Here is a 15,427-nt window from a genome sequence, read left to right as displayed (position 1 = left end):
CCGACTCGCCCGCGTCGAGCGCCATGACCCCGATGGTCGCTGAGTTGGGTGGGTGCTCCCGGCGACTAGCTCGGCGGAGGAGGTGGCTGGGTATGACCATCGGCCACCTGGAACCCGTCGAGGTCGGCGTCGGCGTTCGACGGCGTGGCGATCACCGCGGTTTGGGCGTTGTTGAACATCGCGATGTCGTACAGCGTCGCCCCCGCCGGGGTGAGGAAGTACTTGTGCCAGGACGGCGGGCCGGGTGGCGCGGTGCTGAACGCCGCCGGGTCATACACCGGGTTCGTGGTCTGGGCCAGCTTCGCCAGCGAGCAGCCCGGGTTGCAGATCACGGGACGCTCGTGGATGACCTCCGCGCTGGAGTGCGACGAGGCATAGGTCACCGTGCGGCTGGCACTGGCGCCGGTGGTGAGATCTTGCACCTGCATCAGCCAGGTGTTGGCCGCGGTCTCCTTCACGATCGCCTTGATGACATCGCCGGGCTTGATGGTGAGCGACAGGGGCACCGCCGAGGCGGGCAGGATCTCCGTCCAGGCTTGGTAGCGGGCGGTCCCGTTCAGGTTGTCGGCCTCGATGCCGTCCTGCACCAGGTCGCCGGTGTTGAAGCCGCCGATGCCTACCCAGTCGCTGGAGAACTGGTTCCCCGGACCCGTGGTCACCGTGGGCACCACGAACTTGGCCTTGACGGCGTGATAGCTCGTGGCGGTCGGGGGCGTCTGGGCGTAGCCCGACCAGTTGGTCGACCCGATGAGGGTGCCGGTGTTGGAGCGGGACGGGGGAACGGGGCTGCCCGGCGCCACACGGAGCAGGCGACCGCGGGTGGCCGTCGCAGTCGTCAGCGCCTGCGCCCCGGGTCCGGCGGACACCGCGACTAGCAGGCCCGAGCAGCACAGCGCCGCGCTGGTGAGACCCGTCAGCAGTCGTCGCTTCACTGGCAATCGCCTCCTTGAGTTGATCAGGTCCCGCCGTGACGGCACGGGCCTCCTGGGAACCCGAGGCGCTGCCCCCGAGGAGAGAGTCAAACATGCGCCCCGTGCGCGCGGCCAGCCGACGTTGTAGGCATCTCGGCACGAGCGACGCACATGGACGAACCGCCTTGTTCATGCCCACCGCGCCGGTGGTGGTCTTGGTCAGAGCGTCGAGCGCGACGGCAACTCGTCCCAGCGCACCCGCCCGGCGACCGCGGCGGCCAGCTCCGTTGTCGTTACTCCACCCACGCGCCTGCTCGATGGGCACCCAACCCGCGAGGCGCGTGAACGCGGTGTTCAACGTGGCGCACCTGCTGGCGGGATGGCCTGGACCGACCGGCGGGATCAGCGTCGAGGGCGTACGGGCCGTGCGACCTGCCCGAGGTGATGGTGATGTCGAGCGCGGTCACGGAGGTGCTCCCCCGCACCGCGACCGGGGTCGCGCGGCACGAGGAGGCTCGTGCGGACCGTGCCGGTGGGCGGCATGGTGAGCGCGGGTTGCGTCGTGCCCGAGACCCTCTCGGTCACGGTGGTGATGCGATTGGCCGCACCCAGCTCCACCACTGGTGCCGACAGCGTTGCACGGTTCCCTCCCATGCACAGTTCGGCTGAGCACGTGAGCGGAGCGATCGTGCGGCGGCGTAGCCGCAGTCGAAGTGGGCGCCCCCCGGCGAGGGCTCGGGGGCGGAGGCGAGATCTATCGGTCGCTGGTCGCTTCGGCCCACAGGTCCCACGCCAGCTCCGCCCAGGCGTGCGCTCTCCCCCAGTCGTTCGTTGCCATGAAGTACGCGCACACCCGCACGGCCATGTCGCCGAACGCCGCGAGCAGACCCGGGTCAGTCACGTGCAGCCCCGTCACCGGGCTGCGCCCGGGACGGAGGCGGCCGCCAACGTTCAATGCCGGTCCCCGTCGGTCGGAGCATCAAGGACGATCCCGGCTGTCCCGGAGGCTCGTACCAAGCCGCGGTTGTGACTGCCCGTAGGAGACCGAGCATCCGGTCGGCGGCGTCGCTCATCGCACCAGCTCGCGCGGTGGACGAAGTGTCCGCCACCGCGGAAGCGTTCGTGTCAGCGCTGCTCCCTCTATTGGGGGGAGGGGGGTGCTCAACTAACACTTCGTCCATCGCCTGACCAGCGTCGACAGCCCTCCCGAGCACGTGATCGTCGAGCAACGAGGATCGGAGCATCTGCCCCTCGTGAGTGAGCGTGAACGGCTTCGCGTGCGCCACGCTGTCGCTGGGGGCGTCCCAGCGGCTCGCTGACGAGTCGGCCTGGGTCGCGATGCCGATGAAGGCAAGGTCCTCCAGCACCCGCGCCGCGGTCTTGGGCGAGCACCCCACGGCGCGCGCCATCTCCGCCGCGGTGAACGACCCAAGCTCCGCCAGCATCAGCACGGCCCGACCGCGAAGCGCGGGCGCCGAGTCGAGCGCCACCCGACGACACAGGCTCAGCGCCTCATGCTCGGTGAGACCGATGGCGCAGCAGCAGAGCGCCAGTATCGTCAACTGCTTGGCCACCCGAGGCGGTTCCTCCTTGTCCACGACGCCGTCGATCTCCCGACGCCAGCTCGACTCGCGCGGCACCGTCGCCCGGCCGGAGCAGGTGACGAGCGACAGGTTGTCGATCGCGTCGTGGAACTCCGGCGACAGCTCGATGCTGGACAGCCGCGCCACCGCGAGGCGCACGAGCTGACGGGCGAGAGCCTGCGACTTGGCTCGTCCCGCGGTGGTGTTGCCGCGCGCCTTCCGGAGCACCGCGCGCTGGGCGGCCTGGTCGCGAGCCCTGATGCGGAGAAACACCCACCGCGGACCAAGGGCATCGGAGTGAGAAGAGTAGTTGTCGATGGCAGGGGTACAGGCGGCGAGGAGCGTGACGCGTCCCTCCCACGTGAGCATCTTGTCAGCGTTGCCCAGACTGCGCGTGACCTTGCCGTCGAAGACCACGCGCAGCAGTGCGAAGAGCTGATCGCGCAGCCCTCGCTGGCTGCTCGCCAGGACGGTGGAGAAGTCCGAGATGGTGACGAACGCGGGATTGGGGATGCGCATCAGCACGCCCACAGGTCTGCCGCGGCTCATATCGCTCCACGAGAGCAAGCCGGGCGCGGTGACATCGTCGAGGGCGGCGTTCGCCACAGGCCCCAGCAGCTTGAGCACCTCCGTCTTCCCCCCGGCGGGTGGCCCAACCAACATGCCCCACAGAGGTTGGCCTTCGAGCGCGGCGCTGACCGCCACCGCCAGCCCGAAGTAGAACGGCGCGGGGTCGTCGACATGGAGGTACTGCTCGACGTACCGCATGACAGTGTCGAGCAGTGCGCGCCTGGAGGACGCTGGCTCATGCACGAGGACCACCCCCCGATCGGCGCGCACGCGCCTTGGAGCTGGCCAGGGAAAGCCGAGTCATGTGAGCCTTGAGCGCGCACTCGGCTCGACGGCGCCGCTCGACCTCACTCAAGGAGCCGTCGGGGTCAACCTCACGCTCGAAGCGGGCGAGGAAGCCTGCGCGAGCGGGAGCAGTGTGCTGCGTCGAGTCGCACCGCGAGTGCAACGCGTAGGCGCCGATGCGGGCGCGCATGACACGCGCTTCCGGTGTGTCGTGCTGGCTGGTGCCCATGGGGCAGCCTCCTGCTGCCGCCGAACAGGCCACTCGCGGCAACAGGGCACGATCCCGACGACGCTCGGCGGGATTGACACGCAGGGTAGACGGTGTGCGCGAGCTAGTGGGTGACTACCGCTGCGCGGCTACAGCCGGTCCCCGAGATGCAGGCGATGGTGGGCTTCGCGGGCGCGCTCGTCGGCGGCAGAGGCGCCGTACCGCTGGAGCATCTGACGCGACCGCCACCCGGCCAGGCGCATGAGGTCGCCCTCGTTGCCCCCACCGGCGAGCCACACGTGGGCGAAGGTGTGCCGAAGCTGATGGGGGTGAACGCGCTCGATGCCCGCTTTGCCGGACCGGCGTTCGAGCATCTGCGCGACCCCACTGTCGGTCATCCGACCCTTCTTCCCGAGCCACAACCACGGCTCGGCTCTCAAGGGGTGCCCGGCCCGGCTGCGGAGGTAGCGGTCGAGTGCCTGGGCCGTCTTGGCCCCGAACGGTGAGGCCCGGTGGCGGCGTCCTTTGCCGACCACGATCACCACGCCGATGTCGAAGTCGATGTCCTCCACCGCCAACCCGGTCATCTCGGCGAGGCGGATGCCGGTGTCCAGGAAGAGCCTGGTCATGGCTGTGTCGCGGCGCGCCTCGAACTCCCGGCCGTCGCACGCCCTCAGGAGTCGTCGGAGGGCGTCATCATCGAGCACGGGCACCGGCACCTCCGGCACGGCAGGAGGCTTCATGCGAGCCATGGGTGAGACCGGGACCTCGCCCTCCTCTTCGAGCCACCGGAAGAGCTGCTGGAGCTGGCGGTAGCGAGTTGCAGCCGTGGAGGCGGACCACCGGGCCAACTGGTCCTCGATGAAGGACTCGACGTGCTCGCGCGCGATCGCAGTGACCGCGGTCGGCATCCCCCGCTCGGTGAGGAAGCGGCCCAACCGCTCGGCCGCGTCCAGGTAGCCGTGGATCGTCTTCGGGGATCGGTTGCGGGCTCGGAGGCTGCGCTCGAACGATGGGATGAGCGCGGAGAGCGTTCCGGGCACCGTGCTTCCGGCGTCGGGGCGTTCTGCCTGGCGAGTGATCTGCTGTTGCACCGCTGTGCACCGTATCACTCGTTCGACGAGGAGGGGTGACTCCTCAAAAAGCCCAGGTCAAGGGCCTGTCGAGCCCGAGATCGGATTCGAACCGATGACCTGCTCATTACGAGTGAGCTGCTCTGGCCGGCTGAGCTACTCGGGCGGAGCACTCACGGTAGCAAGTCGCCTCGTCAGGCCGGTGCGACTTCCGTGGGCCGCGGCGGGAGGTCGAGCAGCAGCGCCTGCAGCAGCAGCGCCTCGGAAGGGTTGCGTACGAGCGCCTCCGCCGCGGCATGCAACCTGTCGACGGCCGCGAGCCACGCGTGCATGTCGCCCTGGCCCGCGGCCAGCGCGTCGCGATAACCGGCCTGCAGCGTCGTGAGCCCGAAGCGCAGCTCGTCGGTTCGGAGCCGGCGTCGCTCACGCTTGTGGCGCTCCTCCATCTGACGTCGACCCGCCCCCCGCTCGCCATAGCGCTCCACCCGTTCGGCGAGCTCGTCGAGTTCGGCCGCGTGGCGCGCCTCGAGCGGAGCCACGGCCGCCGAGTCGAGCATCGCACCCAGCTCGTCGACGAGGCGTGCGACGGTGGCGCCGGTACCGTCGAGCTCCCCCGGCAGCGCACGCCACGCGCGCCGGCGCGCCTCGAACTCGGGGTCCGACGCGAGCAGGCGGGCGCGGTCGAGGCGGCCCGTCGCCGCGTCGGCGATCTCGCTCGCCCGCCCGACGTCGATGCCTTCGGCCAGGAGCGCCTCGACGATCTCCTCATGACGCAACGTGCGGAAGTCGATGCGCACGCAGCGCGATGCGATGGTGACGAGCTCGGGCGGCACCTGCTCGGTGAGGATGATGAACACCGTGCCCGCCGGCGGTTCCTCGATGATCTTGAGCAGGATCGGCGCTGCGTTCTGCACGAGGTGAAAGTCGACGAGCAGCAGCACCTTCCGGCCCCCTTCCACCGGGCTGAGCGACGCCTGACGGACGATCTCGCGCGCCTGATCGACGCTGATGAACGGCCCCGTCCGCTCGACAACGATCAGGTCGGGATGGTGCGCGGCGAGCGCGAGGGTGCACGCGCGACAGACGCCGCACCCATCCTCGCGGCACAGCAACGACGCGGCGAACGCCTGCGCGGCCGCCCGCTTGCCGCTCCCGGGCGGCCCGACGAAGAGGTACGCGTGCACGGGCGCGCGCGCCGCGGCGCGCAGTTGCGCCACCGCGCGCTCCAGCACCCGCACACCGTCGTACAAGTGTGCGGCGCTCTTCTCATGGTCGCTGCGGTCCTCCGCTGCGCTTCGGTCCTCGCTCGTGCTCATGGTCTCGTGCCCAATTTGTCGGCGACGACCTTGCTCACGCGCTCCGCCACGTCGCCGGGAGGCCCGTCGCCGTCGACCACCACCCACCGGTCGGGTTGGGCCGCCGCAAGCGCGCGGTAGCCGTCCGCGACACGCGCGTGAAACGCTGCACCCTCGGCCTCCATGCGATCGTCTGCCGCGGTCCGGCGCCGGGCGGCGATGTCGAGGGGGACCTCGAGCAGCACGACGAGATCGGCCTCCAGCCCGCCCGCCGCCCACGTCGACAAGCGGCGCACCTCCTCGACGTCGAGGCCGCGACCGAAGCCCTGGTATGCCAACGACGAACCTGCGAAGCGGTCGGTGACGACGTCGGTGCCGCGCGCCAGCGCGGGCTCGACTACCTCAGCCACGTGCTGGGCCCGGTCCGCCGCCATCAACAGGGCCTCGGCGCGCGCGTCGAGGTCGCCCAGATCGGGCGCGAGCACCACGGCGCGGATGCGCCGGCCGATCTCGGTGCCGCCGGGCTCGTGGGTGAGCAGCGCGCCGAGCGACGCCGCCAGCACGCGCGCCTGCGTCGATTTTCCGCTCGCCTCGCCCCCTTCGAGGGCGATGAGCCGCCCGCGTCGCGCGCTCATGAGCGGGTGGGTGCAGATCGCTCACGCAGGTGCGCCCGCATCGCCCGGGAGGCGAGCGTGCCGGCAACGATGATGATGATCGACCCCAGCCACAGCGTGAGACGACCACCCGGGAGGCCGACGGAGAACCCGCCCACTTTGATCTGCCGGTCGAAGTAGCGCGTCGACAGCCGGTTGAGCAGCCCGGACAGGAGCGGTGCCAGGGTGAGGGCGACGATCAGGCACAGGCGCACGAGCGTGTAGAGCGCGGCGAAGATGCGCCCACGGAGCTCGTCCTCGACGTTCTCCTGGAGGATCGTGAAGCCGACCACGTAACCCGCGCCGGCGCACACGCCCATGCCGGCAACGAACGCCATCGCCGGTGCCAGGCTCGACATGCACGCTGCCGCGAACATGCAACCTCCGGCCGCGAGGATGGCCAGCGGGAAGATCTGCTCGCGCGGCAGGCGCTTCTGCACAGCCGAGAGACCGATGACACCGACGGCCACCCCCATGCCGAGCGCGGTGAGCAACAACCCGAAACCCGCCGCGCCTCGGTGCAACACCTGCTTCGAGAAGCTGGGCCCGAGCGGCACCACCATGCCGCCGCCCATGAGTCCGGTGGCGAGGCCAACCATCACGGCGCGGACCACGGGGCTGGTGCCGATGAGGTGCCAGCCCTCCTTGATCTCGATGAACGCCCGGCCGAGATCGATGCGCCCGCGCTTCTCACGTTCCTGGCGCGGGAAGCGGATGCTCGAGATGAGGAGCGCGGACAGGAAGAAGGTGGCGACGTTGAAAAGGATTGCGAGGGTCTCCTGGCCGACGTGCAGGAACTGGAACGACGAGCGATGAGCGATCTCGGCCACCTTGGCGAGGAGTGCGAACAGCGCCGAGCCGACCGGGAAGGTGCCGTATGCGGCCACGAGCGACAACGAGTTCGCGGTCGTGAGCTGCTCGGTGGCGACCAGGTTGGGCACGGACGCCTCTTTGGCCGGCGACCACATCAGCGTGAGGATCTCGAGCAATAGCGATACGAGGAACAGACCCCACACGGTCGTGATGAACGGCAGCGACGCGAAGACGAGCCCGCGGCCGATGTCGCACACCACCATCACCCGCTTGCGGTCCCACCGGTCGACGAGCACGCCGCCGACGGACGCGAGGAAGAACCCGGGGATGATGCGCGCGCTCATGACGACACCGATGGCCGCATCGCTCGAGCCCCCGACGCGTGCGGCGATGGAGATGACGGCGACCAACCCCAGCCAGTCGCCCAGAGACGAGACGACCTGGGCCAGCCACAGGCGGAAGAACGACCCCGAGCCGAACAGCCGCACCTGCGAGGGCACGTCGGGCAGGCTGGGCAGTTGGACGGTCGGCAGCTCGCCCGCGCGCGCAGACACCGGGCCGGTTGGAGTCGGTGGCTGCGTCTCCGCCACGGGCCTCAGGCTAGGAGAGACGAGCGGCGCGACCGCGCCACGTGGTCCGGCTCCTGGCCGCCCGAGCCGTCCGGCGCGCGCGTCGTCAGTCCGACGCCGCCTTCTTGCCGGTCGTCCTGGCGCTCTTCTTCGCGGTCTTCTTCGCCGTCTTCTTGGCCGTCTTCCTCGCCTTGGTCGCCTTGACGGCCCGCTTCGCCGTCTTCTTGGCCGGCCCGCGCGCCCGGCGCTCGCCGAGCAGGTCGGCTGCCCGCTCGAGGGTGACGGCCTCGGGCGTCTCGCCCTTCGGGAGCGACGCGTTGGTCTCGCCGTCGGTCACGTAGGGCCCGTAGCGACCTTCCTTCACGACAACCGGCGCACCCGACACGGGGTCGGCGCCGAGTTCGCGCAGCGGTGGCGCGGCAGCCCCCTGACCGCGCCGGCGCTTGGGCTCGGCCAGGAGCAGCAGCGCCTCCTCGAGGCTCACGGAGAACAGCTGCTCCTCGTCCGTCAGGCTGCGGGTCTCCGCGCCCCGCTTGACGTACGGGCCGTAGCGGCCGTTCTGCGCGGTCACCTCGCTGCCGTCGGCCGGGTCGGTGCCGACCGCGCGCGGCAGGCTCAACAGACGCAGGGCGTCGTCGAGGGTGACCGTGTCGATGGACATCGTCTTGAACAGCGACGCCGTGCGCGGCCTGTCGCCGTCGGGCTCGGCGTGGCCGAGTTGCACGTAGGGACCGAAGCGTCCGGCCCGCGCGAGCACGGGGCGACCCGACTCGGGATCGTCGCCGAGCACCCGGTCACCGCTGGGTGCGTCGAGCAGCTCGGTGGCCCTCTCGACCGTGAGCTCGTCGGGAGCGAGGTCGTCGGAGACCGACGCGCGGTCCTCGCCGCGCTGGAGGTAGGGCCCGAACCTCCCGACGCGCACGACGATCGCACGATCCTCGGCGTCGTGACCGATCGCGATCGAGTTGACCTCGCGCGCGTCGATCTCGTCGAGGCGTTCGTTCACAACCGCATGGAGCCCGACCTGACCGTTGCCGAAGTAGAAGCGCGACAACCAGGGAACAGCCTCGCGATCACCGCTGGCGATGCCGTCGAGGTCGTCCTCCATGCGGGCGGTGAACGCGTAGTCGACCAGATCTCCGAAATGACGTTCGAGCAGGCCCACCACTGCGAACGCGGTGAACGACGGGACGAGCGCGGACCCTCGCTTCCACACGTAGCCGCGGTCCTGGATGGTCGCGATGATCGACGCGTAGGTCGATGGGCGACCGACACCGAGCTCCTCCAGCCGCTTGACCAACGACGCCTCGGTGAAGCGCGACGGCGGCTGCGTCTCGTGCGCCTTCACCTCCATGCCGGCCAGATCGAGCACGTCGCCGACCGACAACGGTGGCAGGTGGATCTCGCGATCCTCGAGCTCGGCCTCGGGGTCGTCGGACCCCTCGACGTACGCGCGCAGGAAGCCGGGGAACTCGATGACCTTGCCCCCGGCGCTGAACTCCGCGTCATCGGGTGCGGCGGCGCCGTCGGTCGCTTGCGTGCCCAGGCGCACCTGCACGCTCTGGCCGAGCGCATCGGCCATCTGCGACGCGACCGTGCGCTTCCAGATCAGGTCGTACAGCCGCGCCTCGTCGGGACTCACCTCGGCCGACAGCTCGTCGGGCGTGCGGAAGGCGTCGCCCGCGGGGCGGATGGCCTCATGGGCCTCCTGCGCGTTCTTGACCTTCTTCTCGTAGCGGCGGGGCGCGTCGGTGACGTACTCCGAGCCGTACAGCCGGGTGGCCTGCTCCCGGGCCGCGTTCAGCGCCGTCTCCGACAGGGTGGTGCTGTCGGTGCGCATGTAGGTGATGTGGCCGTTCTCGTACAGCCGCTGGGCGACCGACATCGTGCGTTGCGACGTGAACCGCAGCTTGCGGCCCGCCTCCTGCTGGAGCGTCGATGTCATGAAGGGCGGCGAGGGCGACCGCCGGTAGGGCTTCTCGTCGACCGATCGGACGGCGAAGGATGCGTCGCGCAGCCGGCCCGCCAGCGCGGTCGCGGCGCCCTCGTCGAGCAGCACCACGTCGTCGCGCGCCAGGCGGCCGTCCTCGCCGAAGTCCTTCCCGGTGGCGAGGCGCCGTCCGTCGAGCGCCACCAGGGTGGCGGCGAACGAGGCATCGGAGCCGCGCTTGGCGAAGTTGCCCTCGAGGTCCCAGTAGGCGGCGGCCTGGAACCGCATGCGTGCCCGCTCGCGTTCGACGAGGATCCGCGTGGCGACGCTCTGCACCCGGCCGGCCGACAGCCGGGGCATGACCTTCTTCCACAGCACGGGCGAGACCTCGTAGCCGTAGAGGCGGTCGAGGATGCGCCGCGCCTCCTGGGCGTCGACCAGGCGGCGATCGAGCTCACGCCAGTTGTCGACGGCCTCCCTGATGGCACCCGCGGTGATCTCGTGGAAGACCATGCGCCGCACGGGCATCTGCTCGGGCGGCGAGAGCACCTCGAGCAGGTGCCAGGCGATCGATTCCCCCTCGCGATCCTCGTCGGTGGCGAGATAGAGCTCGCTCGCCTGCTTCAGCTTCTGCTTCAGGTCGCTGACGACGTGGCGCTTCTCCTTGGCGACCACGTAGAGGGGCTTGAAGCCGTTCTCGATGTCGACGCCCAGGCGGGCCCACGGCTCGCCCTTGTGGGAGGCGGGGACATCGGCGGCGTTGCGGGGCAGGTCGCGGATGTGGCCCACCGACGACTCGACCACGAAGTCGCCCCCCAGGAAGCGGGCGATCGTGCGGGCCTTGGCGGGCGACTCCACGATGACGAGCGGCTTGGCCATCGGGGCATGAGGTTGGACAGGCCCTGGCCCGGATGTCAAACAGTGGAGCGTCTACCCTGCGGTGCGTGAGCCCGCAGCACCTCCTCGAGACGTTCGGCACAATCGGCCTGTTTGCCATCATTTTCGCGGAAACCGGGCTGCTGGTCGGCTTCTTCCTGCCCGGGGACTCCCTGCTCGTGCTGGCCGGGCTGTTCGCGGCGATCGACAACCCCCCGGTCCACCTCAACCTGGCCGTGGTGCTGGTCGCGCTCTTCGTCGCCGCCGTGGCCGGGGCCCAAACGGGCTACTTCATCGGCCTCCGGGCCGGCCCCGCCCTGTTCCGGCGGCCCCAGTCCCGCCTGTTCAAGCACGAGAACGTCGAGAAAGCCGAGCGCTACTTCGCCAAGTACGGGCCCAAGACCATTGTCATCGCCCGCTTCATCCCGATCGTGCGCACGTTCGCCAACCCCATGGCCGGCGTGGGCCGGATGGACCTGCGCACGTTCGCCACGTTCAACGTTCTCGGTGCGCTCCTGTGGTCGGTCGGCGTCACGATGCTGGGCTTCGCCCTGGGCAAGACCATCCCCAGCGTGAGGGACCACCTGGTGATCGTCGAGGCCATCATCATCTTCCTCTCGGTGATCCCGGTGGGCGTCGAGGTGGTGCGCTCACGTCGCGAGCGCCAGACGAAGGGCCCCGTCGAGGCGCGGCATCTCGTCCCGGAGCCTGTCGACGAGCGGCCGGGCGGTTGACGGCGGTAACGAGCGCCAGCATCCGGTAACGGGACGTCGCCCCACCGATGGATCTCATCCTTCTCGCCGGACTGGCCGTGGCGGCGACGGCGATGGGATCGATGTTCGTCTTCGGCCGGCGCCACTTCTGGTCGCGCGCGATGGCGGCCGGCGTGGTCATCGGCGTCTTTGGTGCGGTGGCGGAGCGCGGTCGCCTGGGCGAGCACCTGCGGCCGACGGTCGTCGACGTGATCATCGGGGTCAGCGCCGCGGTGCTGCTGTATGTGTTGTTCGGCGCCGGCGACCGCGTGCTCGCGAAGTTCACGCCCGCGCTGCACCGCGAGGTCGGCGACCTCTACCTCCTTCGCGCCGAAGCCCGGTTGGGAGCCATTCCGCCGATGATCGCCACCGTGGCCGTGACCGAGGAGCTCTTCTGGCGAGGGTTCGTGCAGGCACGCTCCGGCCTGCTCGTCGCCACCGTTGCCTACGCGCTGGTCCTGATCTGGGAGCGGAAGATCGTGCTCATCGTCGCCGCGCTGATCTGCGGCGCGACGTGGGGCGCCCTGTTCGCGTGGCGCGACACGCTCGTCGCGCCGTTGCTGAGCCATGTTCTCTGGGACCTGGCGATCATGGTCTTCTTCCCCGTTGGCATCGCGAGGGCAACGATTACCGAGGCGACTCCTCCGCCGTGAGAGCGGCGTCGCGCGACGGCTCGTGCGCGCCCGCGGGAGCGACACCGGCCGGCGCGACCGCGTCCATCGCCTCCGCCTTGCGCTTCGAGAACGCGACTGCGCCGATGAGCACGACGAGGGCGGCGCCGGCGATCGCAAAGCGGGCACCGTCGTTGTCGCGCAGGCTGATGACAGCCGGGAGTATCAGCAGCGACACCAGGTTCATCACCTTGATGAGGGGGTTCAGCGCGGGGCCGGCCGTGTCCTTGAACGGGTCGCCGACGGTGTCGCCGATGACCGCGGCCTTGTGGGCCTCCGAGCCCTTGCCGCCCTCGTGCCCGTCCTCGATGTACTTCTTGGCGTTGTCCCACGCCCCACCCGAGTTGGACAGGAAGTTGGCCATGAGCTGGCCGGTGAGGATGACCGCGGCGAGGAACGCTCCCAGCGCCAGGTAGTTGATGCCGAACCCGATGATCACCGGTGTCAGCACCGCGAGCAGCGCCGGCGTGGCGAGCTCCCGCAGCGCCGCCGTGGTGCAGATGTCGATGACCCTGCCGTACTCGGGCTTCTCGGTGTAGTCCATGATCCCGGGGTGTTCGCGGAACTGGCGGCGCACCTCCTGCACGACGGTGCCGGCCGTACGGCCCACGGCTCTGATCGCGAGCGCGCTGAAGAGGAACGGCACCGCGCCGCCGATGAGCAGGCCGATGAACGTCTTGGGGTCGGCCACGTTGATCTGGGTGAGCGGGTTGTGGAACAGGGCCGAGCCGGTTTCCTTGACGTTGAACTCCGACCCGATGGTCTCGATGAACGAGGCGAAGAGGGCGACGGCCGCGATGACCGCTGAGCCGATGGCGAAGCCCTTGGTCACGGCCTTGGTCGTGTTGCCCACCGCGTCGAGGCTGACCATGATGCGCGCCGGCTCGCTCTCGAACTCGCCCGACATCTCGGCGATCCCCGCCGCGTTGTCCGACACGGGGCCGAAGGTGTCCTCGCTCACCACCACACCCGTCGTAGCCAGCATCCCCATGCCCGTGAGCGCGACCAGGTACAGCGAGAACTGGATGTTGCCGTTGCCGAGGGCGATGGCGACGCCGAGCGCGGCCGCGATCGCGATGACCGCGAACACGGTGGACTCGAGGCCCGAGCTGATGCCCGACAGCACGGTGGTGGCCGGCCCGGTGCGGGCCGCCTCGGCGATGTCACGCACGGGCGCGCGCTCGGTCGACGTGTAGTACTCGGTCAGGCGGCTGACCACTTGGGCGAGGACCAGGCCGATGACGACGGCGCCCGCCACCTTCCAGCCCTCGTTGGCGTGATGGTTGCCGACGTAGGTCAACGCCACCGCGGTGGTGCCGATCACCGTCAGCACCCCGGCGGTGAGGAACCCGCGGTTGATGGGCGCCATCGCGCTCTTGTCGTTCTCGGTGGCGCGTACGGAGAACACGCCCACGATCGAGGCGAGCACGCCGATCGCGCGCGCGATGAGAGGGAAGATGAGACCGAGGACAGGGTTGGCGCCGATGGACCGGAAGGCGGCGACACCCAGGATGATCGACGCGACGAGCGTGACCTCGTAGCTCTCGAACAGGTCGGCGGCCATACCTGCGCAGTCGCCGACGTTGTCGCCCACGTTGTCGGCGATGGTTGCCGCGTTGCGCGGGTCGTCCTCGGGAATGCCGGCTTCGACCTTGCCCACCAGGTCGGCCCCGACGTCCGCGGCCTTCGTGAAGATGCCACCACCGACGCGCAGGAACAGCGCGAGGAGCGAGCCGCCGAAGCCGAAGCCGATGAGGATCGCCGAGGCCGTGTTCTGGAAGACCATGATGATCACGGTCGCGCCGAAGAGACCGAGGCCGACGGTGAACATGCCGGCCACGCCGCCGGTGCGGAACGCCACCTTCAGGGCCGCGGGCAGCGAGCCCACCTTCGCCGCCGCCGCGGTGCGCACGTTGCCGCGCACCGCGAGGCCCATGCCGATGAACCCGGTGAGACCCGACATGAGGCAACCCGCCAGGAAGGCGAGCGTGCGGAAGATGCCCGACTGCGCGAACGAGAGCGCCTCGGTGCCGTCCCCCCTGAGCACGCTCGTCGACGTGAGGAACACGAGCACGGCGAGCGGTATCAAGATGATGCCGATGGTGCGGAACTGGCGCTTGAGGTAAGCCATCGCCCCCTCCTGGATCGCCAACGCGATCTCGCGCATCTTCGGCGTCCCCTGGTCGGCTGCGAGCACCCCCCTCATGAGGGCGAAGCCGACGAGCACGGCGAGGACGGCGGTGGCCGCCGAGAACACCAGCCAGAACCACTCGGTGCCACCGAGCTTGAAGGCCTGGTAGCCCCCTTCGGCCGCGACGAGCTTCGTCATGCGGACTGCTCCCTTCTCTCGGGCGTGAGCGTCTGTGACGGTGCCGTCGGCGGCTGTGCCTTCGGCTCTTTGCGGACGTACACCTGTTGCGCGACCTTCTGGCCGACCGTGCGGTCGTGACCCTCGACCCGGAGCACGAGCGGGCCGTCGAACGGGTGCTTCTCGCGCACCTCGACGCGCACACCCGGCCGCAGGCCGAGCGTGTCGAGGAAGGCGACGACGTCGGGGTCGGTCGAGCCGGGCACGGCGACGACGGCGACGTCGCCCGGCTCGAGCGCGTACAGCGGCGGCATCTCGGGGATCTCGCCCGTCTCCGGCTCGGGGATCGGGAAGCCGTGGGGGCACGATGCCGGGCGGTCGAGCGCGACGAAGAGCCGGTCCTCCACCTCCTGGGGCAGCTCGTGCTCGAACGAGCCGGCCAGACGGTCGGCCTCGTTCCACGCGTAGCCGAGCATGTCGGACAGGAACCGCTCGACGATGCGGTGGCGGCGGATCGCGGCGACGGCCGCCCGGCGCCCGGTGACCGTGAGCTCCACCCCGCGGTAGGGCCGGTGGTCGAGCAGCCCCCGCTCGGCGAGGCGCTTCACGGTGGCGGTCGCCGTCCCGGGCGAGACCCCCAGCGCCTCGGCCAGGGCGCCCGTGTGCGCCTCCTCGCCGTCGCGCGAGAGACGGTAGATGGATTTCAACGTCTCGCGCTCGGACTTCGTCAGGGCATCGCTCATGGCTTCAGAGGGCCAGAAGATAGATTTTGCCCAGCAAAAACGTCAAGTGCCGAGCGGCCTAGATGTAGTGCCCATGGACCTTGCTGACAGGGTCCACCAATGAGTGAAGCCTCCGGGGCGAGTGTGGATCGACCAAGACACCACGCTCACAACGGAGGCTTCGCGTGCACCGTAACGCTCGATTCAC

The 15,427-nt window shown here is 69.9% G+C and carries 13 protein-coding genes and 1 tRNA gene; 2 read left to right on the top strand and 12 right to left on the bottom strand.

What is annotated here, in order from left to right; all coding sequences use genetic code 11:
* Positions 1-65: 65 nt before the first annotated feature.
* The 10 genes from E6G06_14245 to topA all read right to left on the bottom strand — a co-directional run bounded on the left by E6G06_14245 (position 66) and on the right by topA (position 10,769).
* The gene (locus tag E6G06_14245) at positions 66-1,082 is read right to left on the bottom strand and encodes a hypothetical protein (protein TML89620.1); all 1,017 of its coding nucleotides are present in this window, start codon (positions 1,080-1,082) and stop codon (positions 66-68) included.
* A gap of 231 nt (positions 1,083-1,313) precedes the next feature.
* The gene (locus E6G06_14240; protein ID TML89619.1) at positions 1,314-1,496 is read right to left on the bottom strand and encodes a hypothetical protein; all 183 of its coding nucleotides are present in this window, start codon (positions 1,494-1,496) and stop codon (positions 1,314-1,316) included.
* 308 nt (positions 1,497-1,804) lie between these two features.
* On the bottom strand, positions 1,805-3,262 hold the full coding sequence (locus E6G06_14235; protein ID TML89618.1) for a hypothetical protein: 1,458 nt from the start codon (positions 3,260-3,262) through the stop codon (positions 1,805-1,807).
* Positions 3,263-3,299: 37 nt separating this feature from the next.
* Positions 3,300-3,539 carry a hypothetical protein gene (locus E6G06_14230; protein ID TML89622.1) on the bottom strand — a complete coding sequence of 80 codons (240 nt, stop codon included), beginning with the start codon at positions 3,537-3,539 and terminating at the stop codon, positions 3,300-3,302.
* A gap of 167 nt (positions 3,540-3,706) precedes the next feature.
* A complete protein-coding gene (locus E6G06_14225) occupies positions 3,707-4,600 on the bottom strand; it encodes an integrase (protein ID TML89621.1) in 894 nt (297 codons plus the stop codon).
* A gap of 119 nt (positions 4,601-4,719) precedes the next feature.
* Positions 4,720-4,796 (bottom strand) — tRNA-Thr (locus E6G06_14220).
* 28 nt (positions 4,797-4,824) lie between these two features.
* Complete coding sequence (locus tag E6G06_14215) at positions 4,825-5,946, bottom strand: hypothetical protein (protein TML89617.1); 1,122 nt, start codon at positions 5,944-5,946, stop codon at positions 4,825-4,827.
* Positions 5,943-6,560, bottom strand: coding sequence for a dTMP kinase (gene tmk, locus E6G06_14210; GenBank protein ID TML89616.1), 618 nt, complete (start codon positions 6,558-6,560; stop codon positions 5,943-5,945). Before tmk ends, E6G06_14215 begins: the two co-directional genes overlap by 4 nt.
* The gene (locus E6G06_14205; protein TML89615.1) at positions 6,557-7,990 is read right to left on the bottom strand and encodes an MFS transporter; all 1,434 of its coding nucleotides are present in this window, start codon (positions 7,988-7,990) and stop codon (positions 6,557-6,559) included. The genes tmk and E6G06_14205 overlap by 4 nt, the downstream gene beginning before the upstream one ends.
* A 76-nt stretch (positions 7,991-8,066) precedes the next feature.
* Positions 8,067-10,769, bottom strand: coding sequence for a type I DNA topoisomerase (topA, locus tag E6G06_14200; GenBank protein ID TML89614.1), 2,703 nt, complete (start codon positions 10,767-10,769; stop codon positions 8,067-8,069).
* 32 nt (positions 10,770-10,801) lie between these two features.
* Between topA and E6G06_14195 the strand changes: the two genes are divergently transcribed.
* Positions 10,802-11,500 carry a DedA family protein gene (locus E6G06_14195; GenBank protein ID TML89613.1) on the top strand — a complete coding sequence of 233 codons (699 nt, stop codon included), beginning with the start codon at positions 10,802-10,804 and terminating at the stop codon, positions 11,498-11,500.
* A 47-nt stretch (positions 11,501-11,547) separates the two neighbouring features.
* The gene (locus E6G06_14190; protein TML89612.1) at positions 11,548-12,171 is read left to right on the top strand and encodes a CPBP family intramembrane metalloprotease; all 624 of its coding nucleotides are present in this window, start codon (positions 11,548-11,550) and stop codon (positions 12,169-12,171) included.
* Here E6G06_14190 and E6G06_14185 read toward each other — a convergent pair.
* A complete protein-coding gene (locus E6G06_14185) occupies positions 12,146-14,518 on the bottom strand; it encodes a sodium-translocating pyrophosphatase (GenBank protein TML89611.1) in 2,373 nt (790 codons plus the stop codon). The two genes, E6G06_14190 and E6G06_14185, sit on opposite strands and share 26 nt — an antisense overlap.
* Complete coding sequence (locus E6G06_14180; protein ID TML89610.1) at positions 14,515-15,240, bottom strand: metal-dependent transcriptional regulator; 726 nt, start codon at positions 15,238-15,240, stop codon at positions 14,515-14,517. The genes E6G06_14185 and E6G06_14180 overlap by 4 nt, the downstream gene beginning before the upstream one ends.
* Positions 15,241-15,427: the final 187 nt, after the last annotated feature.

The sequence above is a fragment of the Actinomycetota bacterium genome (genome assembly GCA_005888325.1).
Lineage (GTDB): Bacteria > Actinomycetota > Acidimicrobiia > Acidimicrobiales > AC-14 > AC-14.
This window is presented reverse-complemented; position numbering and strand designations above follow the sequence as displayed.

What these genes read in the sequence shown, in the direction of transcription:
- E6G06_14235 (TML89618.1), bottom strand. Translation starts at nt 3,262, where the DNA reads ATGCGGTACGTCGAGCAGTACCTCCATGTCGACGACCCCGCGCCGTTC.
- E6G06_14230 (TML89622.1), bottom strand. Translation starts at nt 3,539, where the DNA reads ATGCGCGCCCGCATCGGCGCCTACGCGTTGCACTCGCGGTGCGACTCG.
- E6G06_14215 (TML89617.1), bottom strand. Translation starts at nt 5,946, where the DNA reads ATGAGCACGAGCGAGGACCGAAGCGCAGCGGAGGACCGCAGCGACCAT.
- tmk (TML89616.1), bottom strand. Translation starts at nt 6,560, where the DNA reads ATGAGCGCGCGACGCGGGCGGCTCATCGCCCTCGAAGGGGGCGAGGCG.
- topA (TML89614.1), bottom strand. Translation starts at nt 10,769, where the DNA reads ATGGCCAAGCCGCTCGTCATCGTGGAGTCGCCCGCCAAGGCCCGCACG.
- E6G06_14195 (TML89613.1), top strand. Translation starts at nt 10,802, where the DNA reads ATGTCAAACAGTGGAGCGTCTACCCTGCGGTGCGTGAGCCCGCAGCAC.
- E6G06_14190 (TML89612.1), top strand. Translation starts at nt 11,548, where the DNA reads ATGGATCTCATCCTTCTCGCCGGACTGGCCGTGGCGGCGACGGCGATG.
- E6G06_14185 (TML89611.1), bottom strand. Translation starts at nt 14,518, where the DNA reads ATGACGAAGCTCGTCGCGGCCGAAGGGGGCTACCAGGCCTTCAAGCTC.
- E6G06_14180 (TML89610.1), bottom strand. Translation starts at nt 15,240, where the DNA reads ATGAGCGATGCCCTGACGAAGTCCGAGCGCGAGACGTTGAAATCCATC.